19 protein-coding genes are annotated in these 22,727 nt (G+C 58.6%); 6 read left to right on the top strand and 13 right to left on the bottom strand.

Annotated features, from left to right (window positions below; all coding sequences use genetic code 11):
* Positions 1-213: 213 nt before the first annotated feature.
* From K3G63_RS08855 to K3G63_RS08830, 6 genes are all read right to left on the bottom strand, one after another.
* Positions 214-1,329, bottom strand: a complete 1,116-nt coding sequence (locus K3G63_RS08855) for an acyltransferase (protein WP_220613678.1) — start codon at positions 1,327-1,329, stop codon at positions 214-216.
* 58 nt (positions 1,330-1,387) lie between these two features.
* On the bottom strand, positions 1,388-2,521 hold the full coding sequence (locus tag K3G63_RS08850; protein ID WP_220613677.1) for a cytochrome-c peroxidase: 1,134 nt from the start codon (positions 2,519-2,521) through the stop codon (positions 1,388-1,390).
* 126 nt (positions 2,522-2,647) lie between these two features.
* Positions 2,648-3,175 carry an NADPH-dependent FMN reductase gene (locus K3G63_RS08845; protein ID WP_220613676.1) on the bottom strand — a complete coding sequence of 176 codons (528 nt, stop codon included), beginning with the start codon at positions 3,173-3,175 and terminating at the stop codon, positions 2,648-2,650.
* A 135-nt stretch (positions 3,176-3,310) separates the two neighbouring features.
* Positions 3,311-4,066 carry a succinate dehydrogenase/fumarate reductase iron-sulfur subunit gene (locus tag K3G63_RS08840; protein ID WP_220613675.1) on the bottom strand — a complete coding sequence of 252 codons (756 nt, stop codon included), beginning with the start codon at positions 4,064-4,066 and terminating at the stop codon, positions 3,311-3,313.
* A 192-nt stretch (positions 4,067-4,258) separates the two neighbouring features.
* Positions 4,259-6,193, bottom strand: coding sequence for a fumarate reductase/succinate dehydrogenase flavoprotein subunit (locus tag K3G63_RS08835; RefSeq protein WP_220613674.1), 1,935 nt, complete (start codon positions 6,191-6,193; stop codon positions 4,259-4,261).
* 19 nt (positions 6,194-6,212) lie between these two features.
* Positions 6,213-6,887, bottom strand: a complete 675-nt coding sequence (locus K3G63_RS08830; RefSeq protein WP_220613673.1) for a succinate dehydrogenase cytochrome b subunit — start codon at positions 6,885-6,887, stop codon at positions 6,213-6,215.
* 235 nt (positions 6,888-7,122) lie between these two features.
* Here K3G63_RS08830 and K3G63_RS08825 point away from each other — a divergent pair, with 235 nt between their 5' ends.
* The gene (locus K3G63_RS08825) at positions 7,123-9,987 is read left to right on the top strand and encodes a gliding motility-associated C-terminal domain-containing protein (RefSeq protein WP_220613672.1); all 2,865 of its coding nucleotides are present in this window, start codon (positions 7,123-7,125) and stop codon (positions 9,985-9,987) included.
* Positions 9,988-10,219: 232 nt separating this feature from the next.
* Positions 10,220-11,107: an ACP S-malonyltransferase gene (gene fabD, locus K3G63_RS08820; protein WP_220613671.1), complete on the top strand. Its 888-nt coding sequence runs from the start codon at positions 10,220-10,222 to the stop codon at positions 11,105-11,107.
* 189 nt (positions 11,108-11,296) lie between these two features.
* Here the strand turns inward: fabD and folK are convergent, their stop codons facing one another.
* Both folK and K3G63_RS08810 read right to left on the bottom strand, forming a co-directional pair.
* On the bottom strand, positions 11,297-11,779 hold the full coding sequence (gene folK, locus K3G63_RS08815) for a 2-amino-4-hydroxy-6-hydroxymethyldihydropteridine diphosphokinase (protein ID WP_220613670.1): 483 nt from the start codon (positions 11,777-11,779) through the stop codon (positions 11,297-11,299).
* Between the two features lie 620 nt (positions 11,780-12,399).
* The gene (locus K3G63_RS08810; protein ID WP_220613669.1) at positions 12,400-13,269 is read right to left on the bottom strand and encodes a S9 family peptidase; all 870 of its coding nucleotides are present in this window, start codon (positions 13,267-13,269) and stop codon (positions 12,400-12,402) included.
* A gap of 160 nt (positions 13,270-13,429) precedes the next feature.
* On the opposite strand from K3G63_RS08810, the gene K3G63_RS08805 reads away from it, so the two are divergent.
* Positions 13,430-14,410 (top strand): polyprenyl synthetase family protein, encoded by a 981-nt coding sequence (locus tag K3G63_RS08805; protein WP_220613668.1) that lies wholly within the window; start codon positions 13,430-13,432, stop codon positions 14,408-14,410.
* Positions 14,411-14,505: 95 nt separating this feature from the next.
* Here K3G63_RS08805 and K3G63_RS08800 read toward each other — a convergent pair whose 3' ends face one another.
* Positions 14,506-14,814 carry a hypothetical protein gene (locus K3G63_RS08800; protein WP_220613667.1) on the bottom strand — a complete coding sequence of 103 codons (309 nt, stop codon included), beginning with the start codon at positions 14,812-14,814 and terminating at the stop codon, positions 14,506-14,508.
* 173 nt (positions 14,815-14,987) lie between these two features.
* On the opposite strand from K3G63_RS08800, the gene K3G63_RS08795 reads away from it, so the two are divergent.
* Positions 14,988-16,388 (top strand): cytochrome P450, encoded by a 1,401-nt coding sequence (locus K3G63_RS08795; protein ID WP_220613666.1) that lies wholly within the window; start codon positions 14,988-14,990, stop codon positions 16,386-16,388.
* Between the two features lie 72 nt (positions 16,389-16,460).
* Here K3G63_RS08795 and K3G63_RS08790 read toward each other — a convergent pair whose 3' ends face one another.
* Positions 16,461-17,588, bottom strand: coding sequence for an MBL fold metallo-hydrolase (locus K3G63_RS08790; RefSeq protein WP_220613665.1), 1,128 nt, complete (start codon positions 17,586-17,588; stop codon positions 16,461-16,463).
* 174 nt (positions 17,589-17,762) lie between these two features.
* The gene (locus K3G63_RS08785; protein WP_220613664.1) at positions 17,763-18,263 is read right to left on the bottom strand and encodes a hypothetical protein; all 501 of its coding nucleotides are present in this window, start codon (positions 18,261-18,263) and stop codon (positions 17,763-17,765) included.
* A gap of 372 nt (positions 18,264-18,635) precedes the next feature.
* On the opposite strand from K3G63_RS08785, the gene K3G63_RS08780 reads away from it, so the two are divergent.
* Together K3G63_RS08780 and K3G63_RS08775 are read left to right on the top strand one after the other, a co-directional pair.
* On the top strand, positions 18,636-19,160 hold the full coding sequence (locus tag K3G63_RS08780) for an SMI1/KNR4 family protein (RefSeq protein WP_220613663.1): 525 nt from the start codon (positions 18,636-18,638) through the stop codon (positions 19,158-19,160).
* 126 nt (positions 19,161-19,286) lie between these two features.
* A complete protein-coding gene (locus tag K3G63_RS08775; protein ID WP_220613662.1) occupies positions 19,287-19,853 on the top strand; it encodes a GNAT family N-acetyltransferase in 567 nt (188 codons plus the stop codon).
* Positions 19,854-19,855: 2 nt separating this feature from the next.
* On the opposite strand, the gene K3G63_RS08770 is transcribed toward K3G63_RS08775, so the two are convergent.
* Both K3G63_RS08770 and K3G63_RS08765 read right to left on the bottom strand, forming a co-directional pair.
* Positions 19,856-20,962: an FUSC family protein gene (locus K3G63_RS08770; protein ID WP_220613661.1), complete on the bottom strand. Its 1,107-nt coding sequence runs from the start codon at positions 20,960-20,962 to the stop codon at positions 19,856-19,858.
* Between the two features lie 277 nt (positions 20,963-21,239).
* Positions 21,240-22,583 (bottom strand): TlpA disulfide reductase family protein, encoded by a 1,344-nt coding sequence (locus K3G63_RS08765; protein WP_220613660.1) that lies wholly within the window; start codon positions 22,581-22,583, stop codon positions 21,240-21,242.
* Between the last annotated feature and the right edge of the window lie 144 nt (positions 22,584-22,727).

Genomic DNA, 22,727 nt, shown 5'->3' with positions numbered 1-22,727 from the left:
AGGGCCGAGGTGCGGCTAGAGAATCAGCCGGCGGGGCGGCCGAGTCTGCGGGGTAATAAGTGGGAGCCGCCATTTCCCGGTCGGGGTTGAGGGTGCGGCCCCGTTTGGTATGCGGAGCAAGCGTACAGGTAGTCAGCAACAGTACGCCGCATGCTCCGAGAAATAAACGGGAAAGCACCATATATGAGAGAGAAGCAACAGGTAACAAAAGGGTTAGGGAGTAGGGGCCGGCCGTAGCCACCGATTCAACGGTTCTTCTATTCCGTAGTGTAGCGCTATAGCCAGCAGATTAAGCACGATAAACAAAAGTCCGATGTGCGTGGTCAGGTGCACGGCCAGCCAGTCGCGCACGGCGCCCAGGTGAATCAGGTAGAAGGCATAGGAGCTTTTCCCGAGCACCCCAAGCAAGCGGGTGGAAAGTAGGCGCTGCACCCATGTTTTCTCCGTGAGCAGGCCAGCAAAGAACAGCATAATTCCGCCGGGAAGGACTACGTTATTCAGCGCAACACCGAAGGGGTGCTCCTGCCCGTAGATGTAACCTCCCTTCGTCCAGACCATGCCCCCAACTGCGGCCGTCATAATGCAAGCCCCCAGGACCGTAAGTAGGGCCGGTGGCCGGTAGCGCCGCAACCGGCCCTGCTGGTACCACCGTGCCAGCTGCATGCCGGCATAAAACTCGAAGCACCGCCCAAAAAACGTAAACAGCAGCATCAGGCGAAAGGAGCCAAAGAAGCCATACGTAAAGCTGGTAGCGGGACGTAGGGCCAGGACCAGTGCACACCCCACGCCCAACCATAAAAAGGGTTGCAGCCAAAGTGGCACGCGCTTGCGCAGCAGACAGAAAGCCAGCGGAGCCGCCAGGTAGAAGGTTTCTTCTACCGTTAAGGACCAAGCCTGGGCAATTCCGGCGTATTTGGCGTCTGTGAAAAATGCCTGGGTAAGAGTTAGGCTAAAAAAGAAATGATGCCCCAAAAAATGGTTTGACCGCCAAAAGGCATAATATGTGGCCAGGGTCAGCAGGAAGTAGAGAGGATAGATGCGCACGAAGCGGCGGCGCAGGTACCGCCCCCACTGCCGGCGGGGCGTAAGAGACGGTTGTCCGTAGCGGAGCGTGATAAGGAAGCCACTCAGTACAAAGAAAATAGGTACGCCAATGTGAAACTCAATAAGCCAGGCGCGCAGTCGGGGCCACTCCGGATTGCTCCAGAAGGGGTTAGCGTGGTGCAGAAACACGATGTACGCGGCCAGGGCCCGGACCCCGGTGAAGGCCGGTAGATAAGGTGAAGCAGGAATTGGGCGGGAATAGCTAGTGGCCGCGGAATTAGTCACGCAGTAGAGATAATGTACCGCTTAAACCTACAGCTTTCCGGCAAAAAAGTAGCGAACCTTATTGTTTGAAGGGGTCAGAGAAGCGCTTGTCGGTGATAAATGTGGAATCGGTAAGCGTATGCAGAAAGGCAATCAGCTGAGCTTTTTCCACGGGTGTTAAATCCAGCTTAGTGCCGCCAGGGGTATTGGACAGGAGAATGTTGGGGTCGAGGCCCGGGCTGGCCGTTTGCACGTGCTCGTTGTAGTGGTCCAGCACCTGCTCCAGCGTCTGAAAGCGGCCGTCGTGCATGTAGGGGGCCGTTAGAGCGATATTGCGCAGGGTAGGAGCCCGGAACTTGCCCCGGTCGGCGCTTTGGCCAGTAACGCCCGCCCGCCCGGCATCGGCAAAAGTTATATCCAAGCCATTATTGAAGAAGCTTGGCGAACTGAATAGTCCATCCTCACTGATGTGGCAGTGGTGGCAGGTGCCGCCCCGAATGAACAGGCCGCTGACCTCGCTCGGATGGTTAATAAACAGCCCCGCGCCGGCTCGCTCCGCTGCCGAGAGCGTGCCTTCCTTGCGCACGTACTTATCGTAGCGCGAGTTGGCTGAAATCAAAGTCCGCTCGAATTGGGCCAGGGCCTTGAGCACGTTGGTTTCCGTGATGGCGCTGCTCCCAAAAGCCTTCTGAAAAAGCGGAGGATACAGCGCTGTCTGCTGCAAGTGCCGCACTCCTTCCGCCAACGACTGATGCATTTCCAGCGGGTTTTCAATGGGCAACCGGGCCTGCTGCTCTAAATTGGTTGCCGCCCCATCCCAATTGAGCGTTTTTTCCCAGAGGACATTAGCCAACGACATGGTGCCGCGCGGGTGTGGCTGGCCATCAACCCCAACAGCGCGGGCCAGCCCATCGGTGAAAGCTTTGCTTTGCTGGTGGCAGCTGCCGCACGACTGCGTACCCGTCCGCGACAGACGCACTTCGTAGAACAGCTTGCGGCCCAACTCCACGCCTTCTACCGTCAGGGGGTTATCGGCTGGTACCCCCACGTTCTGGGGCAGGTTGGCGGGTAGCACCAGTTGGTAGGGCGTCGTAACGACCGGGTTCTCGCCCGATTCCTCGTGGCTGCTAGTGCTGCAAGCTACCAGCGTACCCCCTAGCAGTAGCCCTGCCGCTAGCTGCCAGATCCGTCCGGTACACGTAGAAAAGGTCATAGTTCGGATGGGGTAGGAGGAAGCCTAAACATACTGATTTCGTCCCGAACGTCTGCTCGGCCGTAGGCAGTTCCGCTCGTGCTCCTTTGGTTACAGAAAGGAGGTATTTTCTTTCCGCGGCCTAACCTAAAAAGCTAATAAGCGGGTAACCTGCTCGCGCAACAGTTGGTGATAGAGAGGTTCGGTAATCAGCCCCTCGGCCGTTAGGTGCTTATCAATGAAGGGTAGCCGGACCCGCTCCGGCAGCACGGCGGTGCCCAGGTACATAAGCACATCGGTAAGGTGATTGAGGGGGAGGATGCCACCCTGGTTTCCACTGCTTAAGCCAACCAGCGCCGCTTTTTTACCCCGAATGCCACCCGGGTAGGGTAGCCCATCAATGAAAGCTTTCAGGACTCCGGGAAAGGAACAGTTGTATTCCGGCACCACAAAAACCAGTTTATCGGCCTCTTCGGCCAGAGCTACTAGGCGGTTGAAGTCATCGTGGCGGCCGGTATTGTGGTAGAGAGCAGAAGTAGTGAAGTCCAGCGGTAGCTCAGTGAGGTCCAGCAGGTGGGCTACTACGCCTTGCTCAGCCAACAGCTCGGCGTAGAAATCAGCCACGCGGCGGGCGCGGGAGTTAGGACGGTTAGTGCCGGCAATGATGGTTATCATTAAGGAAAAGTGTAACGAACGATGAAGGCAGCTACTGAAGGGCAAACTGCCAGTAGCCAGACGAAAGAGCAACAAAAAAGCGAAACGGGAGTCCGTTTCGCTTTTTTGCAAAAGACACTGGAGTAACCGGCAACTCTACGCCAGGTTATTCGAAGTAGCTTTAGCGGCCAGGAATTCACGGTTCAGGATGGCAATATTTTCCAGTGAGATGCCTACAGGGCACTCGGCGGCGCAAGAACCAATGTTGGTGCAGGCGCCAAAGCCTTCCTTGTCCATCTGGGCTACCATGTTCTCTACGCGCGACTTGCGTTCCACATGGCCCTGGGGTAGCAGCGCCAGCTGCGACACTTTGGCCGATACGAACAGCATGGCCGAAGCATTTTTGCAGGAGGCTACGCAGGCTCCGCAGGCAATGCAGGTAGCGGCTTCGAAAGCCCGGTCCGCAATTTCCTTGGGAATCGGAATTTCGTTGGCGTCGGGCGTACCGCCGGTGTTTACCGAGATGTAGCCGCCAGCCTGAATGATGCGGTCGAATGCGGAGCGGTCCACACTCAGGTCCTTGTTTACGGGAAAGGCATTAGCGCGCCACGGCTCAATGGTGATGGTATCACCATCATTGAACTTGCGCATGTGCAGCTGGCAGGTGGTAGTACCGGGCTCCGGACCGTGGGCACGGCCGTTGATGAACAGGTTGCACGAGCCACAGATACCTTCGCGGCAGTCGTGGTCGAAGGCTACCGGCTCCTCGCCTTGGCGCAGCAGATCTTCGTTGAGTACGTCCAGCATTTCCAGGAACGACATGTCCGGGGAAATGTCTTTTACCTGGTAATCCACGATGCTACCTTGCGCGTTGCGGTTTTTCTGCCGCCACACCTTCAGGGTGAGGTTCATGGGTTTGGCATTGGGGTTACTTCCAGCCATTGTATGTTAGAGACTTAGGGACTTAGGTTGTTCGGGACCTGGGTGAGAGGCCAGTCCGGTTTCGGTCCTGTGTTTTCGAATAGATTAAAACAGCGGAACAAGCAGGAAGCTTGCGGGCTCCATAGTAAAACATAGTTTCGGAGCCCGCAATTCCCTAAGTCCCTATTTGTAGCTGCGCTGGGTAAGCTTCACGTTTTCGAAGTGCAGATCTTCCTTATGCAGCACGGAAGCCCGGTTGTCGCCGGTGTATTCCCAAGCGGCTACGTACGTGAAGTTCTCGTCGTCGCGCAGGGCTTCGCCCTCGGGCGTCTGGTACTCCTCCCGGAAGTGGCCGCCGCAGCTTTCGTTGCGGTTGTAAGCGTCGTCCACCATCAATTCGCCCAGCTCCAGGAAGTCAGCCACGCGGCCGGCTTTCTCCAAAGCCTGGTTCATTTCGGCTTCCGTGCCTGCCAGCTTCAGGTCGCTCCAGAACTCGCGGCGCAGCTTTTGAATTTCCGCTTTGGCGTGCTGCAGGCCTTCGGCCGTACGGGCCATACCACAGTACTCCCACATTATGTGGCCCAGAGCCTTGTGGAAGTCGTCGGGGGTGCGGGTACCGTTGATGCTCATCAGCTGCTGCACGCGGGCGCGCACTTCGGCCTCGGCCTGTTTGAAGGCCGGATGCTCAGTGGTAACGGGCTTGGGCGGCGTCTGGGCCAGGTAGTCCCCGATGGTGTAGGGAATTACGAAGTAGCCGTCGGCCAGGCCCTGCATCAGCGCCGAAGCCCCGAGGCGGTTGGCACCGTGGTCGGAGAAGTTGCACTCCCCCGTGGCGTAGAGGCCGGGAACGGTGGTTTGCAGGTTGTAGTCTACCCACAGGCCGCCCATGGTGTAGTGCACGGCGGGGTAGATGCGCATGGGCTGCTCGTAGGGGTTTTCGCCAGTAATTTTGGCGTACATATCGAACAGGTTGCCGTACTTCTGGCTTACCCAGTCGGCACCATTGCGTTTGATGGTATCAGCAAAATCCAGGAATACGGCCAGACCTGAGGAACCCACCCCGCGGCCTTCGTCGCACATCATTTTGGCGTTACGCGAGGCTACGTCGCGGGGCACCAGGTTACCAAAGGCGGGGTACTTGCGCTCCAAGAAGTAGTCACGGTCTTCTTCCCGAATGTCGCTTACCCGAATTTCGCCTTTGCGCAAACGCTCTGCGGTTTCCTTCGAAGCAGGTACCCATACGCGGCCATCGTTACGCAGCGACTCCGACATCAGCGTCAGCTTTGACTGGTAGTCGCCCGATACAGGAATGCAGGTAGGGTGAATCTGCGTGAAGCAGGGGTTAGCGAAGTAAGCCCCTTTCTTGTGCGCGCGCCATGCAGCGGTAGCGTTGCTATACTTAGCATTGGTGCTCAGGTAGAACACGTTGCCGTAGCCACCGGTAGCCAGTACCACAGCGTGGGCCGCGTGCTGCTCAATTTCGCCGGTAATCAGGTTGCGGGTGATAATGCCCCGGGCCTGACCATCAACAATTACTACATCCAGCATTTCGGTGCGGGTGTAGAGCTTTACCTTGCCATAAGCTACTTGGCGAGAAAGAGCCGAGTAAGCACCCAGCAGCAGCTGCTGTCCGGTTTGGCCGCGGGCATAGAATGTGCGGCTTACCTGAGCACCCCCGAAGGAGCGGTTAGCCAGCAGTCCACCATACTCACGAGCGAAGGGAACACCTTGAGCCACGCACTGGTCAATGATGTTTACCGATACCTGCGCCAAGCGGTACACGTTGGCTTCGCGGGCACGGTAGTCGCCACCTTTGATGGTGTCATAGAACAGACGGTACACTGAGTCACCGTCGTTCTGGTAGTTTTTAGCGGCGTTGATACCACCTTGGGCGGCAATGGAGTGCGCCCGGCGGGGCGAATCGTGGTAGGTGAAGGCCTTGACGTTGTACCCCAGCTCGGCCAGGGAAGCCGCTGCCGAGGCACCGGCCAAGCCGGTGCCTACCACGATAATGTCGTATTTCCGCTTGTTAGCGGGGTTTACGAGCTTAACGTTGAATTTATGCTTGTCCCACTTTTCGGCCAGCGGGCCTTCGGGAATTTTGGAATCCGGAAACATCGGCTGTCGAGTTTAGGACTTATTTGAAAAAGAAGAAGTAGATCGGCATGGCGGCGAAGGCAGCGCACACGATGATCGAGAAGCCGTAGCCAATGAATTTAATGGCCGGCGTGTACTTGCGGTGCGTGAGGCCCAGCGTCTGGAAAGCGCTGCTAAAGCCGTGGAGCAAGTGATAGAGCAGGGCTACCTGACCGATGACGTACAGCACCACGTAGAACGGGTTCTTGAAGGCGGCCAGCACCAGGGCGTAAGCATCCTCGTTACCGTTGGCGTCGCGCGGCACGTCGGTGAAGCGCAGGGAGCCGAAGAAATTGTACAGGTGTACAATCAGGAAGAATAGTACAATAGAGCCCAGCAGGGCCATGCTACGCGAGTGCCAGGAGCTGTTCTGCTCAATATGGTCTACAACATAGCCTTGGTTGCCACGTGCTGCCCGGTTTTTGGCAGCCAGCGCCAAGCCTTCGTAGATATGGAAGCCAAAGCCCAGCACCAGCACGATTTCCAGCGTGCGGATAAGCGGGTTATGGCCCATAAACTCAGAGTACGCATTAAATGCTACACCATTATCGGCCTTAAACAGCTGCAGGTTGCCAACCAGGTGTACTACCAGGAAGGAGCAGAGAAACAGGCCCGTAACGGCCATGATGATCTTACGGCCGATGCTACTGGAAAAGGTTTTTGTAATCCAACTCATAGAGAGCTACTGAAGGGGTGTGGGTAGGTCAGTTGTACCGGCCAAAGGTAGGCCCCAACCTAGTAGGAAACAATCTGAATAAGCCTTTGGCGTTAGAGTGAATCTATACCTGGCCAACTCCGTTAGTACCTAACGCTAGAATCTTAACTCAAGTGCCCGTTTTTTGTTAGGTTCTAGCTAGGTTTTTGCTGAACTTCCCTTCCCTCGTTCTCCCGCCTATTAAGACGTTGACTCTATGAACCTTTCGCTACTGAACCGCCCGGTACGGCTCTGGCTGGCTGGGCTACTCCTGCTAGTAGCCTCTCTGGGCCTGACGCCCGCCGCCACCGCTACCCACTTGCGGGCCGGCGACATCCAGGCCACGATTGATGCCTCCAACTTTAGAACCGTCCATTTTCAGATGGTGCTCTACATTGCCACTGGGGCTGGTATTGCCACTGAAGATGACGTAACCATCTTCTTTGGCGATAATACTTCCAGCGGCCTGGATGCTATTAAAGTGGATAGTAAAACGCAGATAGCACCGGGCATCCAGCGCAATATTTTTAAGTTCGACCACACGTACAACGCGCCGGGAGCCTACCAGGTAAGTTACATCAGTGTAAACCGGGTAGAGGGGGTAGTGAACATCACTAACTCCGTGGCACAGTCGTTTTATATCTCTACGCTGGTTACCATTGACCCCTTGCTGGGTATTAACCGCTCGCCTGTACTCACGGCTCCGGCAATTGACCGGGCCAGCCGCCGGCAGGTGTTTCTGCACAATCCGGCCGCGTTTGATGCCGATGGCGACTCGCTCTCCTATGAGTTGCGCCGCAGCCAGTCCGCCGGCTCGCCCGAGGAAACCATTGCGCGCGGTAACGTTATTCGGGCCGCCGCAGCTCTAGGCTTCCGCTTTCCCGATGACCCCTCGTTTGGGGCCATTCAGGTGCCCTACAGCGGGCCGCCCGTAGGTCAGCCGGGACAGGCGGCCATCTTTCAGCAGGATATTCGGACCGGCCAGATTGTGTGGAACTCACCTGAGGTGATAGGGGACTACAACGTGGCTTTCGTAGTGCGGGAATGGCGCCGGGTGCGTGGGGCCCGGCCGCGCCTGATTGGGGAAGTGATACGCGACATGCAGATTACAGTAACCCCGAGCCTGAACCTGCGGCCGTTGCTGGTGGTGCCCCCCGACATATGCGTGGTAGCCGGTACGCCCATTCCGCCGGTGGTAGTAACCGCTACCGACCCGGATAACAACCCCATAACGCTGGAGGCTTTCGGTGGCATTATTCCGCCCGCCACATTTGTGCGCAACTCCTCGGGCCCGCCCACGGCCCGCGGCACGTTCAACTGGACGCCTACCTGCGCCAATATTCAGTCTGAGCCGCACCAAGTGGTGTTCAAGGCTACCGACCAGCCTACCTCCGGCACGCCCCTGATTGATGAGCGCCCATTCCGGATTACGGTGGTAGGCCCTCCTCCGCAAAACCTGCGCGTTACCCCCGTAGGTAACACTGCCCGGTTGGATTGGAGCAGCTACACCTGCCAGAACCCCGGGGCGCAGATTCGCGTTTACCGGCGCGAAGGGCCCAGCGGCTGGACCCCGGGGCCCTGCGAAACCGGTATTCCGGCCTCACGGGGCTACACCCAGATTGGAACCATCAATAACGTAGGCAGCCAAACGTTTCTCGACGACAACAACGGCCGTGGTCTGGAACGGGGTAAGACCTACTGCTACCGCATTTACGTGCAGTTCGCCTTGCCGGCCGGGGGAGCTAGTATTGCCTCCGAGGAAGCCTGTCTGACCATAACTGGCCGCTCAGCTCGTCTAACCAACGTGACCGTGGACCGCACCGACGCCACAAATGGCCAGATTACCGTACGCTGGAACAAGCCGACGGCTAGTGTGCCTTTCACTGCTCCCAATGGTTACCGCTTGTACCGGGCCGTGGGGCAAAACCCAGCGGCTGGCAGCTTCACCCGTCTGCCGCAGGTATTTGGTCTGAACGACACGGTGCTCGTAGATACTGGCTTGAACACCACGGCTAACTCCTATACCTACCGGCTGGAGTTCTTCCGGGCTGCTACCACCAATGCCAGCGATACGACTCGTATTCGGGAGCAGCCTGCTCCTGCCTCCAGCGTGCGCGTGACGGCTACCCCCAATCCGTTGGCTGGTAATGTTAGCCTGAGTTGGACGTATGCTGTGCCGTGGGACAATTCCCGGCGCCCCACTACCATTTACCGCCGCACACAGACTGGAGGCGCATTTGTGCCTATTGCAAAGGTTACAGGTACTACTACCGGCGGAACCTTTGTAGACCAGGGTACCCCTGCCCGCCCGCTGGTCAAAAATGAAACGTATTGCTACTACGTCAAGACGAACGGGGTCTACGACGTCACCTCTCAGGACTCCCTGATAAACCTAAGCCAGGAGCAGTGCGTCTCGTTGCTGCCCGTGCCGTGCACCCCGGTTCTGACTCTGAGGCCCACTAACTGCGACAGTCTGGCCAGCCGCCTGTTCGACCTGCCGGCTACTACCCCTACTACGGGTGAGGTATTCAGCAACTACCTGAGCTGGACCCTGAGCAGCCAGCCCACTGCCGACTGCAGCCGCGACATTACGGAGTACATTATCTATTACGCTCCTAACGATGCGGCCGAACTAAGCGAGTTGGCCCGCGTGCCTGGTACGCAAACCACCTATGTGCATCAAGGGCTGACTTCAGCGGCCGGCTGCTACGCCGTGCGGGCTGTGGACCGTAATCAAGCAGTAAGCGCGTTCAGCAATAAAGAATGCAAGGACAACTGCTTGCTGTTCCTGCTGCCCAACGTGTTTACCCCGAACGGGGACGGCAAGAATGATACGTTCCGGCCCAAGGTGTTTAGCCCGATTGAGCGGACTACAGTGCGCATCTATAACCGGTGGGGAACCAAGGTATACGAGAGCGACAAAGACCCGCTTATTAACTGGAGCGGCGGCAACACAGGTGCCGAGTCGGGGGCTGGCAGTCGGGTATCCGAGGGCATGTATTACTACACGGCCGAAGTTGAGTTCAAGGACCTCAACCGCACCAAACGCACCTTTAAAGGCTGGGTGCAGATCAATCGTTAAGCCTGCTGCTTAAGTATTTGGAGGGCATACACCACAGGGCGTCCGGACATCCGGGCGCCCTGCTTGCATATACGGAGCGGCCTTCGCGCAGCACTGGGGTGAAGCTGGTCGCCGCCCAATCGTTTGGGGGTAATAGACGTTTTGTGCAGCTTGCGGCTGAATTGGGCCGTACTGCTTCTGTGGCACTACGATGCATTCCACCCGAACCCATTCCTCTCCAATCCCCGCAACAATGAAAGCAGTTATTTTCCCCGGTCAGGGCAGCCAGTTCAGCGGTATGGGCCGCGACTTGTACGAGCAGCACTCCGCAGCCAAGCGCCTGATGGACCAGGCCAACGAAATCCTGGGCTTTTCCCTGACCGAGGTAATGTTCACCGGCTCCGACGAGGATCTGCGCCGCACCGATGTCACCCAGCCGGCTATCTTTCTGCACTCCGTGGCGTTGGCCGCCGTGCTGCCAGCGCTGCAGCCTGCTATGGTAGCGGGCCACTCCCTGGGCGAGTTTTCGGCCCTGGTAGCTGCCAAGGTGCTTAAGTTTGAAGATGCCTTGCAACTCGTGGCGCAGCGGGCCCAGGCTATGCAGGCGGCCTGCCAGGAGCAGCCCGGTACTATGGCCGCTATTCTGGGTCTTGATGACGACGCCACCGCCCGTATCTGCCGCGAGATTACCGATGGCGGCAACGTGGTCGTAGCCGCCAACTACAACTGCCCTGGCCAGCTGGTTGTGTCCGGCTCCCGGCATGGCATTGAACTGGCCTGCGAGCAGTTGAAAGCAGCAGGTGCCAAGCGTGCCCTGCCGCTGCCCGTGGGGGGGGCGTTCCACTCACCCCTTATGCAATCGGCTGAAGCGGCCCTGGCGCACGCTATTGCGGGCACGACCTTCTCGGCCGGCATCTGCCCGGTATACCAGAACGTGGACGCCGCTCCCCACACCGACCCCGACGAAATCCGGGAGAATCTGGTGCGCCAGCTCACGGCGCCCGTCCGCTGGACCCAGAGCGTGCAGCGCATGGTGGCCGATGGCGCCACGGAGTTTGTAGAGTGTGGCCCCGGCAAAGTGTTGCAGGGCTTGGTGAAAAAAATTGCCCCGGAGGTCTCCGTAAGCTCGGCCACGATTTAAGTAGGCAGCGGTTTCGTAATGTCTGCCGCAGGTAAAGTAAAAACGCCCGCCCCCAAGCGGGCGTTTTCTATTCCGTCTGTAGGCTGCTTGCTTTTTCTATTCCGTCTGTAGGCTGCTTGCTGCTGGTTGCAGTGCGTAAGAAATCAGAAACCAGTCTGGTGCAAGTTAATGAGGCACTGGTGGCTGAGGCTATGGTAGCTGTTGCACTTCTAATGTATCTGGGCAAACTGCCAGTAACTCCGCTACCGTACAACCCAGGCTCGGATGCACTACCGCGGCGGCAATTTCAGTTAGCGGCACCAAGACAAACCGCCGCTCCGGCAGGCGAGGATGGGGTAGGGTCAGGCGCGCGGTTTCCAGGATAAGGTCATCGTAAAGCAAGATATCCACATCGAGGGTGCGGGCGCCCCAGCGGACCAGCCGCTCCCGCCCGGCGCGTTGCTCGGCGGCCTGGCAGGCTTCAAGAAGCGGAATGGGTAGCAGAGAGGTGTGCAGACAAATGGCCTGGTTCAGGAAAGCGGGCTGGTCTTCCAAGCCCCAGGCCGCAGTTTCATAAAGCGACGAGGCTGCTACCAGCGTGCCAGCTGTAGCAGTCAGGTGCGCCACGGCTTCACGCAGAATAGCGGTCCGGTCGCCGAGGTTAGAGCCGAGTAGAAGGTAGGCGGAGGGCAATTAAGCAGAAATAAAAGAGGGTAAACGGAAGCGTCGGTAAACTGCCCAAGCCACTATCCAAAGGATGGCCAAGCTAAGAAATACGTACGCTCCTACTGTTCCAGCAGGGCCGGAGAGATAAGCGAGGAATGCAGATAGGAGTAAGCCCACAGCCAACAAAGCGGCGGCTGGAAAGGAGGGATACGAAAAAAAGCGGACTAGCCCTCTGTAGAAGCACCTATACACTAACGATAAGCTGAATAACTGAGGGAGTGTAAAAGAGCTACCCTCACTCAGACCATCCAGAAGATTACCGGGCAATGCAACGGTTACTAGCAGTAGAAGAAATACTGGAATGCGGCTGATAGAGAAGGTTGTATGGTGAGCTAGTAAGTCTGTTTTACTGCTATTGCCAACTACCAGTTCACCTGGGCTAAAAAAGGGAAAGTGCCGACGACTTGCTTGGTATAAAAGGCATAGAAGCAGTGCCGCTACCGGGATAAAAAGGCCAGCCAATTGGGGTATGGGCCCTTGGTCAGCGGTATACAAACCCGCCGCAATACCAAGGGCAAAGCAAGCAAAGTAAAAATTGACAGCTACCACGAAAAGCGTAGTAATGAGTTTTTTCATACCCGCAATAGCTACAGCACGCGGCCCAGAAACTCCATAGTTACCTCAGCGGCAGTCAGGGCCTGAGCGGGCAGCTCAGCGGCCGGCCACGGGTGGCTGCCCCCAAAGTTATGCGTCACGCTGGGCAGAATGGCCAGCTCGGCGTCCGGCTTCCAGCGCTGAAGGTCGTGGGCGCGCTGCACGGGCACGGTTTCATCCTGGTTGCCGTGCAGAACCAGGAGGGGCTGCCAAAGCTTGCGGCGCACGTTGTGCGGAATGTCCAGCCGCAGGCGGTTCTGGTGGTAGTCCTCCACAATCTGATAGTAAAGGGGTAGCTGCTGCTTGGTGCGGCTGTTTTCCACGTAGTATACACCCTGCTGCTGCCAGTGCTGCATCAGCTCCTCCGTCCAGCCGGGATTCACGTTAGTAATAGCAGCCCACGTAACCACGGCTTTTACGCGGACATCTTCGGCGGCTTTCAGCAACACCAGTCCGCCCCCCCTGCTGTGGCCGATGAGGGCCAGGCGCGTCAGGTCCATCTCGGCGCGTGCGCGTAGTGCTTCGTCTGCGTGGTGCAGGTAGTCGAGCAGGACACCGATGTCATCCAGCTCCAGGGAAAAGTTGTTGCGGCCAAACGCCTCCAGATCCTCCAGGTCGCCGGAGCCGTCGATGACCAGGCCGTTGTGCGAGAGGTTTAGCTTCACGAACACTACCCCTTGCCCGGCAAACCAATCAGCCAGCAGATTAAAATGCCCCCAATCCTTAAACCCTTTGAAGCCGTGCACGAACACCACCACCGGTTTGGGCTGCCCGGTGGGCAGGTAGCGCAGATCAGCGGCGAAGGGGCGGGCGTGGCGGGGGCTGGCGAGGCGCAGGTCGAGGCGAATGGGTTGAACGGGCATAAGTAGCGAAGGTAAGAGCGCAGCCAGTGTAACAAGTGCCCCCACCCGCCGGTTTGCCACTGCCAGCTTGGCTCGGGGCGCGGAAACGGCAAATGCCCCATTTCGCAATTTCAGCACTTCTCCTTTTTCCCCGTATCATTGCAGCGCTCAACACACCCGCATGACCGTTACGCTGGACCAGATACAGGCGCCCATTGCCGCCGAGATGGAGGAATTCGAGAAGAAATTCCGCCAGTCCATGCAAACCCGGCAGCTGCTGCTTGATAAAATTATGGGCTACATCGTGAAGCGCAAGGGCAAGCAGGTGCGGCCCATGTTTGTGTTCTTCACAGCCAAAATCAGCGGTGGCGACCCACTGCCGGAAGCCTCATTTCGTGGGGCGGCCCTAATTGAGCTGCTGCACACGGCCACGCTGGTGCACGACGACGTGGTGGACGAGAGCAACTACCGCCGCGGCTTTTTCTCTATCAACGCCCTCTGGAAAAACAAGATTGCCGTGCTCGTGGGCGACTATCTGCTGAGCAAGGGCCTGCTGCTGAGCCTGGAAAACAACGACTACGAGCTGCTCAAAATCGTGAGCAACGCGGTAAAGGAGCTGAGCGAGGGCGAATTGCTGCAGATCGAGAAAGCTCGCCGCCTCGACATCACCGAGGACGTGTACTTCGATATCATCCGCCAGAAAACGGCCTCCCTGATTGCCTCCTGCTGCGCCGTGGGAGCTGCTTCGGCTGGGGCCGACACCGAAACCATCGAGCGGGCCCGGCTTTTCGGGGAGAAGGTTGGCATGGCCTTTCAGATCAAGGATGACCTGTTCGATTACGGCACCGCGGAAATCGGCAAGCCCGTCGGCATTGACATTAAGGAGAAGAAAATGACCTTGCCGCTTATCTACGCCCTGCAACAGGCCGACTGGCTGACCAAGCGCCGCGTCATTTACAACGTGAAAAACAACGACGGCCGCAAAGACCGGGTGCAGGCCGTTATTGAGTTTGTCAAGCAGTCGGGCGGGCTGAACTACGCCATCCAGGTCATGGAACGCTACCGCGACGAGGCCCTGGAAATCCTGCGCACCTTCCCGGCTTCGGCTTCCCGTACCTCCCTGGAGCAACTCATCAACTACACCATTGAGCGGGAGAAGTAAGCTCATCGTTTCGTGACGGGCCTTGGCACGAAAAAGGCTCGCCAAACGGCGAGCCTTTTCTATTTCTATCGGATCAGTACCTGACCAGGCCGTGCTTAGTGCTCCGGCTCGGCTATCTGGTAGGCTACGCTGTCGGGGGCTACTTCCGACACCTCGAAATGCACGCCGTCGAAGGTGCTTTTCACGGTGATTTCGTGGGTCATGTCGCAGCCGGGGCACTTGATTTCTTCCGTCTCAAACTGGCCGTCGTCTTCCATAGAGTTAGCCAGGTGGTCGGGGGCGGGCACACCAATCAGGTCGGTGAATACTTCCGTATGACACTCGTTGCACTCAAATTTGAGACCTACCGTGCGGCCTTGCAGCTCTTCGAGTGGGGCGGGGGTGTTTTTTTGCTGAATCCACATAAGGAACCGGGAGTTTGGTTGTTAGAGAAAGTTCGGGAGGCCACGCTGGGCTACTAGGCTGTACGCGCGGAAGGTGGCCTGGGGTTGTGTTGCAGGGTAGGAGAGTGGAAACCTGTGGGCTCAGTGGCCTTGTTTTTGCCTTATCTTGGAAAGCATTCCTCCGCTATTTCTGTATGCCTACCCCTGTTTTACCTGCTATGGAAGCGCCAGTGGCGCCTTTTCCGTGGGTGCCGCGCTGGCGCACCCTGCTTTCCTCGCTGGCCATGGCCCGTGACCCTATCGGTAACCTCAACCGCGCCCACGCTGCCCACGGCGACACCGTAGGCCTGCACCTGGGCGGCATCCGGCCCTGCTACGTCACGCGCGACCCGGCGCTGGTGCAGCACATTCTGCAGAAAAACCACCGCCGCTACCTCAAATCAGACCTCACGCATGGCCTGATTCGCTACATCGGACGGGGGCTGCTCACCAACGAAGGGGCCGACTGGCTGCGGCAGCGCCGCCTGATTCAGCCGGCCTTCCACCGCCAGCGCCTGGCCGGCCTCACCCGCCTGATGCAGGCCGCCGCCGAGGAGTGGACTCAGGAGTTGCAGGGCCGCACGGCCGCCGGTCCGGCCCTGGTAGATATTCATGAAGCCATGACGCGGGTAGCGTTTCGCATCATCGCGCAGGCCACCTTTGGAACCAGCATGAGCGACGCGGAGCGTGACCGGCTGTCGGATATCCTGACCCAGATTCAGGCTTTCTACGTGCGCACCATCCGGCAGCCCTACCTCCGGCCCTGGCTGCAAGGCACCGGCAGCTACCGCCGCCACGAAACACTAAGCCAGGAACTGCGCGAGCTGGTGCGCACCTACATCCGCAAGCGCCAGCAGGCCGGCAGCAACTCCACTTCCCACAACGACCTGCTGCAGATGCTGCTAGACGTGCGCTACGAAGACACGGGTGAGCCCATGACCGAAGAGCAGCTGGTAGACGAAGCCAACATTCTGCTGCTGGCTGGCCACGAAACCTCGGCAAATGCCCTGAGCTGGCTGTTTTACCTGCTGGCGGAGCACCCTGAGGTAGCCGCGCAGGTACGCCAGGAGCGGGCCGCCGCCGGCCTGGCTCACCGCGCGCCGGAGTTCGAGGAGTTGGCCCGCCTACCGTACTCTATGCAGGTGATTCAGGAAACCATGCGACTCTACCCCCCGGCCTGGATTCTGGACCGCGTGGCCCTGGAAGACGACGAGTTCCAAGGCCACCCGTTTCCGAAAGGCACGTTGTTTTCGCTCTACATCTACGGCCTGCACCGCCACCCCACGCTCTGGTCCGAGCCCAATGCGTTCCGGCCCGAGCGGTTCGCGCCTAGTGCGCAGCCGCCTATTCCGGCCTATGCCTACCTGCCTTTCGGGGGTGGGCCGCGCCTGTGCATCGGCAACCATTTTGCCTTGGCTGAAATTCAGTTAGTGCTGCTGGAAACGCTTCGGCACTTCACCGTCGCGCCCGTCACGAAAGAGGGGGTACTGCCCGTACCGTTGGTGACGTTGCGCCCGCAGGAAGGGGTAGTGCTCCGGTTTGAGCGGATAGCATAACCGTCATTCTGTGCGGAGCGAGAAATCTGGGTTTGCGAGTAACTGCGAGTAACAAAGCTTGTCGGGGCAACGCTACTGCCACCACTTGGCCTGGGGCAGCGGGCCAGCGCCGAGGGTAACAGGTTGGCCCAGCAGCGGAGTCATCATGGGCAGAGCGAGGCGGGTGGCCGCGGCTGCGGCCCGCTTCACCGGCTCGTTCCAAGGGTGGTGCGCCTCCGTGAAAGCACCCCAGTGCACCGGCAGCAGCAGCCTGGCCTGCACATCCAGGGCGGCCTGTACGCTTTGTTCGGGCAGCATATGGATCTGGGCCCATTGGGCATCGTACTGCCCGCATTCCATCAGGGCCAGGTCAAAAGGGCCGTGCTGCTGCCCGATGGCCTGGAAATGCGGGCCGTAGCCTCCGTCGCCGCTGTAAAACACGCGCTTCGCGGCCGATTTTATCACCCAGGAGCTCCAGGAAGTAGAATTTCGGTTGGTGAGGCCCCGGCCGGAAAAGTGTCGGGCCGGTGTGCTGGTGATGGTCAGGCCGCCGGGAAGCTGCACCGAGTCGTTCCAGTCCAGCTCCTGCACCCGTTCCGGTGCCACGCCCCAGGCCAGCAGGTGGGCCCCCACCCCCAGGGGCACAAAGAAGTGCGCGGTCTTATCCTTGAGCCGCAGAATGGTCTGGTAGTCCAGGTGGTCGTAGTGGTCGTGAGAAATCAGGACGGCATCAATGGGCGGGAGCTGCTCGGCGGTAATGGCAAGCTGCGGGTTGTAGCGCTGGGGCGTAATCCAGGAAATGGGACCCATCTTTACGCTCAGCATCGGGTCGAGCAGGATGTTCTTGCCGGCTATTTCCACTAAGCTGGCTGAGTGCCCAAACCACGTTACGCGCAGCTGTTCCGGCGTTTTTTGGGTAATACTGAGCGAATCCAGGGGCTGCGTGGGCAGCGGCTTGGCGGGCTTGTCGTTAGGCGTTTTGCTGAACAGAAAGCGCCAGAGTGAGCCCGCCATGCTACCCCCTGTCATGAGGGTAGTAGGCACCAGATTCTGAAATTCGCCATCCTGGTAATGCCCCGATTTTGCATAAGCCGCCCGTTGGGCCTTGGTGGGTTTGCCCCCAAACTCGGGGCTGAGGTTGGCAAACGCTACGCCTATTACCAGCAGAACTAGCAGAAGGCTGACCGTGAGGCGGCCTAGGAAGCGAAGAGGTTTGCGCATGCGTGCGGGGTAGTGGTTAAGCTCGTAGTCGATTGCATACGGGAAATACTTTACCGCATCCGGCAAAAGACAAAAATGAGCCGCCCTACCCCCGTTTCCACGCAAAACCGCTCTGCCCGGGCAAACGGACAAAGCGGTTTAAAACAGGATACAGCCTATTGAAAGGGTAGGAGCTTAGCTGCGGCCCCCGAAGCCGCGGCGGTCAGTGCCCTGGCGGTCCTGCTGCCGGTCGTGGCGGTTGCTCATCTGGCGCATGCGCTCCTGGCGTTTGGCCTCTAGTTGGGCATACTGCTTTTTGGAAAGGGCATCTTTAAGCTGCTTGTCGGTGTTTTCGCGGATGCGCTGGAACTCGCTCCGCTGCTGGCTCCGGTCTTGGCCGGAGCGGCCGCGCAAGGCCTGCATCTGCTGCTGCTGATCCTGGAAAATCTTCTCGACTTTCGACTTCTGCTTTTTGCTCAGGTCGAGCTCTTTAGCCAGCTCATCGGTGCGGCGCTGGCGTTCCTCGGCGCTAAGCTGGCCGCGGCGGTCGTGGTCTTGGCGGCGGTCGTGGCGTTGCTCGCGGCCTTGGCGCTGCTGGCGGCCATCATCCTGGCCCAGGTCGGCGGCAAAGCTGGTGCTTACGATGGAAGAAGATAAACCAAGGAGAAGGGCGAGGCTGAAAAGTTGCTTTTTCATGATAAGGAGAAGGTTGAGGGCTGAAGTAAGGGCAGCGCCCGGTGCGCTACGTTCTGCCAGTTCTTATTCAAACCAGATGCCTCATTCCGGTGAGTTAGCCCGATCCTCTAGCACTACCCCCGAAACACCGACCAACCGCCTCTTTTAATCGCCCTACCTTTTCTCCCGGTTCTGAAGCTGAAAGCCATTTATTTGGCCTTATGTACACGTATACAGCTCAACTTCTGGGTGAGGGCCAGATGCAGTACCCATGAAGTGCCCCACTGTATTTAAAGCAACCGCTGACAGCCTCGAAATTGCTAAAGCATGTCTATCGAAACCTCAATTGCTATAGTAGGAGGCATTAGGCCTCTTCAGGACCAATTTTACCCTTTGACTGAAGCTGAAATAGCTGAGCTCGAAAAAGCAGTAGGTGCCAGATTGCCGCAAGATTACGTTTGGCTGCTGCAAACCTATGGCGAGTTCATATTCCGCAACTCAGTCGGGTTTGCGCCCCTCACATCAGAGCCAGAATACAAACATCCCGAAGAACTTGGCATACCCAATGGCCACATGTTTAGGGGCTCAGGAATAGCTACGGTATATGGTAAGAATACTCATAAAGGGGTAATAACCATCCTGGAAAAGCTGAAGATGTATCAGAGCAGGATGCCTGAACAGTTTTTGCCCTTTGCGGATGACGGCATGGGAAATCAGCTGTGCTTGGCTCTGGCTCCCGAAAACTATCAGAAGGTGTATTGGTGGGACCATGAGCTGGAGTGGGACGAAGAGGACTATGAAGACGAAACTGGCTCTCCTATGCCCGATGCTGCAAAGTTTCAGAACGTATATCTGGTGGCCAATAGCCTGACCGAGCTTTTCGAAAGGCTGGTCGTGTGGGCAGCGGCTACTTCTTAGATGCTCTCTAGCTACCTATTGCTAGACATAAACCTCTCTAGGGTATGGGCGGCTTATGGAAACTCTGTGCACAACCGAGTTGCAGGAGGCGTTGCTAAATTCATGTCTAATGGCCTACTTGCCCGCATGACCCAGCCCCTGAGCCTGCTTGCTACTCCGCCTTCCTTGGTGCCCGAACTGGAAACCCCCGATTTGCTGCTGCGCGGCCCCCGGATTACCGACCTGCCCGAAGCGGCCGCTATTGCCGCCGCTCCGGCCTTTTACCGCTACCTGGGCAACAAACCGCAAACCGAGGAGGACACGTGGCGCCGTATGCTGGGCCAGCAGGGCCACTGGTCACTGCTGGGGTTCGGGGCCTGGGCCATTGAAGAAAAAGCTACCGGCCGCTACATAGGCACGGTGGGTTTCTTCGACTTCCAGCGCGACCTAACGCCCTCCCTGAAAGGCACTCTGGAGGCTGGCTGGGTGCTGGCACCCCGCGTGCACGGCCTCGGTTACGCCAGCCAAGCCGTGCAAGCCGCCCTGGACTGGGCCGAGCCGCGCTTCCCCACCGCCCGCATTACCTGCATCATCGATCCTGATAATGCGGCTTCCCTGGCCGTGGCCCGCAAGTTTGGCTTCCGGGAATTTGCCCGCACCACTTACCACTCCGAGCCTATTGTATTGCTGGAACGCCCGCGGCCGCAGGCGTAGCGCTACGGCGCATCGGCTGGCTTGGGCTGAGAGAAGAGGGGTAGCCTGCGCACCAGCCACTCACTGAGCCAAAACAAAAGCAGCGCAATAGTGGCCCCGAGGAGCGTATCGAACACACGGCCCTCCACCGAAATCAGGGTATTGCCAGGGTGCCCAGCCGTGGAGTTCAGCAGCGCCATAGGCGTAATAAACAGCAGTGCCAGAGCATAATTGCGCGCTACTACTACCTCCGTAGCCGCCTGCAACAGCATCAGCAGGGCCACAAGCCACAGCCCCGACGGCTGACGTAAAGTCAGCAGATCAAAGACCCCAATGCCCAGCAGCGTGCCGATCATACGTTGCAGCCCTCGGATGGTAGTCAGCTGCCGGGAAGCGCTGGACTGCAGCACCGCCACTGCCGACAGCACGACCCAATACGTCCGGTGCGCCCCCAGCGGCCGACTGACCAAGCAGGTAATAAGCACGCCCATTACCACGCGCAGTGCCATCAGGGCAACTTCCCGGTCGAGCTTGAAGTGTGGATACAACACCCGCAACCCCGAGGGCGAGCCGTGGCGCCGCCGGACCGAGGGCAACAGCAGCGGCGCAATAATCACTAGGTAAGCTAGGGCTGCCCCCACCGCTACCAATCCTACCAGCGGCAGCCCCGGCAAGCCCACTCCGCCCAGGGTTTTGGGCCGGGCCAAATGGGCACTCACGGCGCTTACCAGCACAAACATCATGGGGCCGGGCGGGCCCAGTCGGATACCCAGCACTACCACGCAGGCTATTGCACTCACTACCACTAGGCACGCATTGCTCAGCCAGAGGCTGCCGGCACACGCTACCCCCAGGGCCGAGGCCAAAACCAGCCCCGCGGCCACCAGCGGGAGCAGGTCCATTCGGTCGCGGCGGCTGAGGCTGGCGCCGTACAGGGCCGTGAAGGCTCCTAGCCCTGCCTGCAGCCCCCACCCTTGCTGCCCCAGCGCAGTAAACAGCCCCAGCGGTAACCCCAGCGCCAGCCCGGCCTCCATCCCTACCTTCCAGCGCCAGGGCGCCGGATGAAGCTGAATTAGGCTCCGAACGGCCCGCCGTGTGCGGGGTACATAGCGCTGCATGGGGGTTGACATGGGCGAGAGGGGTAGGGAGGACAGTGACTGACCAGGGTTTTAGAGAAACGGGAGAGGCTAAAGTGGGTTAGGTGAAACTTCATCTCCAGCCACCTGTCCTCAGAGGGGACTGGGGATGGAGCTGTTTGCTCTGGCCCTTATAAAAGCTACCAGCCAACAGCTCTATCAGAACGCACCTCTCTCCCTGAGGAAAGGGCCGGGGGCGAGGCCCACCAAACGCAACGGGCCTGCTCCCTTGGAAGAGAGCAGGCCCGTCAGATAAATAGCAACCAGTAACCTATTCGGCCAGCAGCTGATCAATGGTTTTGTTGAATTCAGCTACTTCCTGCTCGTAGTACTTGCCGGTGCCGGGGCCCGAAAAGCCCGTGTGAATCTTGCGCACCTCGCCTTTCTTGTCGAGGAAGATGGTGGTGGGGAAGGCTAGCACCTTCTGCACCTGGGGCAACGACTGGCTGGCGGCGTCCTTGTTGGCCTCACCGGCCACGGCCAGGTCGTAGCCCACGTTCATGCGCTGTTTCATCTTGAGCAGCTTCTGCGCGGCTGCTTTCTGGTCGGTGGTACGCTCATAGCCCAGCCCGATGATTTCTACCCCGCGCTGCTTGTTCTTCTCGTACCAAGGAGCCAGGAAGTTGGTTTCGTCCATGCAGTTGGGGCACCAGGAACCCAGAATCTGCACCACCACTACCTTGCCTTTGTACTTGGGGTCAGAAGGCGAAATGCTGCCGCCCTCAAAGATATTCGGGAACTTGAAGTCGAGCTTTTTCTGGCCGGGCTTCATACCCGTCAGGGCGTTGGCATCGGGTAGCTTAGCGTTCGGGTCGAGGGTAGCCGTCCAGGTTTCATGGCCCGATTTACCGCTGTAGAAGTTGCCAGAAATCTGGTTGATGTTACCTGGCTTGGCCAGTTTGCCATCGAACAGGAAGCCGTGGCTGCCATCGAAGGTAGAAAGCATGATGTGCTCCTCTCCACCTTTGGTTACCAGGTTGCCCGCCAGGTAGCGGTAGTCGCCGGTGGTAGTCAGGAACGTACCCGTCAGGGCTGAGCTGTTGGTGCTATCCTGGCGGATAAGGCCCACGGCCGGATACGTTTTGCCCTCTTCATCCCGAAACTCCACGCGGAAGGTCGCGCCCCGCCGCAGGTCCCCGAAGGTAGAAGTCGATTTGGTATCACCCGTGAACAGGGCAGGGGCATCAGTTGCTTTCGTGGCCGTGAAGGCTACCCGGTACGGGTCTTTGGCGTCGTACTTCACCCAGGCGCCTTTGAGCTTGTCGGCTCCATCCGTGCGTACCACCAGCGCGGCATCGAACACACCCAGGCGGATGGTGGTGGAGTCGCCGACGGTTTTGATTTCGTCGAGCTTCAGGCGCTCCTCGCCGTTGCGCAGGTACACGGCTACGGGCTGGTTGTTATTGCCCGCTTCTACATCGAAAAGAAACGGAATTTCCTGACCCTGAGTAGAAAGCACGCCGCGCCAGGTACCGGCCGGCAGGTAGGTAGCGTTGGCGCCGGTGGTTTCCACGGGCTCGGTTTTTTCGGAGGAAGAGTTGGACTGACAGGCCACCGCGGCCAGCGCGAGTCCGGCCCCGGCTATGGCCTTACGGAAAGAGAAGGCGACGGGCATAGGGAAAAGTTAAAGAAGGTTGATGCGAGGCTAAACTACTACCCCTTGCTATTAGTTTAAGGAGAGCAAGGTCGCGAATGTAAGGCCGGTACCGCATTCTGTCTGCCAGCAAGGTAGCAGTGCCTTTTGGAATGATTCTAAATC

Source organism: Hymenobacter sp. HSC-4F20, from assembly GCF_019599275.1.
Taxonomy (GTDB): Bacteria; Bacteroidota; Bacteroidia; order Cytophagales; family Hymenobacteraceae; genus Hymenobacter.
This window is presented reverse-complemented; position numbering and strand designations above follow the sequence as displayed.

Excerpts from the sequence above, each read along its gene's own strand:
- K3G63_RS08835 (WP_220613674.1), bottom strand. The coding sequence starts at position 6,193 with ATGTTTCCGGATTCCAAAATTCCCGAAGGCCCGCTGGCCGAAAAGTGG.
- K3G63_RS08785 (WP_220613664.1), bottom strand. The coding sequence starts at position 18,263 with ATGAAAAAGCAACTTTTCAGCCTCGCCCTTCTCCTTGGTTTATCTTCT.
- K3G63_RS08790 (WP_220613665.1), bottom strand. The coding sequence starts at position 17,588 with ATGCGCAAACCTCTTCGCTTCCTAGGCCGCCTCACGGTCAGCCTTCTG.
- K3G63_RS08825 (WP_220613672.1), top strand. The coding sequence starts at position 7,123 with ATGAACCTTTCGCTACTGAACCGCCCGGTACGGCTCTGGCTGGCTGGG.
- K3G63_RS08800 (WP_220613667.1), bottom strand. The coding sequence starts at position 14,814 with ATGTGGATTCAGCAAAAAAACACCCCCGCCCCACTCGAAGAGCTGCAA.
- K3G63_RS08805 (WP_220613668.1), top strand. The coding sequence starts at position 13,430 with ATGACCGTTACGCTGGACCAGATACAGGCGCCCATTGCCGCCGAGATG.
- K3G63_RS08775 (WP_220613662.1), top strand. The coding sequence starts at position 19,287 with ATGACCCAGCCCCTGAGCCTGCTTGCTACTCCGCCTTCCTTGGTGCCC.
- K3G63_RS08850 (WP_220613677.1), bottom strand. The coding sequence starts at position 2,521 with ATGACCTTTTCTACGTGTACCGGACGGATCTGGCAGCTAGCGGCAGGG.
- K3G63_RS08765 (WP_220613660.1), bottom strand. The coding sequence starts at position 22,583 with ATGCCCGTCGCCTTCTCTTTCCGTAAGGCCATAGCCGGGGCCGGACTC.
- K3G63_RS08830 (WP_220613673.1), bottom strand. The coding sequence starts at position 6,887 with ATGAGTTGGATTACAAAAACCTTTTCCAGTAGCATCGGCCGTAAGATC.
- K3G63_RS08795 (WP_220613666.1), top strand. The coding sequence starts at position 14,988 with ATGCCTACCCCTGTTTTACCTGCTATGGAAGCGCCAGTGGCGCCTTTT.
- K3G63_RS08810 (WP_220613669.1), bottom strand. The coding sequence starts at position 13,269 with ATGCCCGTTCAACCCATTCGCCTCGACCTGCGCCTCGCCAGCCCCCGC.
- K3G63_RS08845 (WP_220613676.1), bottom strand. The coding sequence starts at position 3,175 with ATGATAACCATCATTGCCGGCACTAACCGTCCTAACTCCCGCGCCCGC.
- K3G63_RS08770 (WP_220613661.1), bottom strand. The coding sequence starts at position 20,962 with ATGTCAACCCCCATGCAGCGCTATGTACCCCGCACACGGCGGGCCGTT.
- K3G63_RS08840 (WP_220613675.1), bottom strand. The coding sequence starts at position 4,066 with ATGAACCTCACCCTGAAGGTGTGGCGGCAGAAAAACCGCAACGCGCAA.
- fabD (WP_220613671.1), top strand. The coding sequence starts at position 10,220 with ATGAAAGCAGTTATTTTCCCCGGTCAGGGCAGCCAGTTCAGCGGTATG.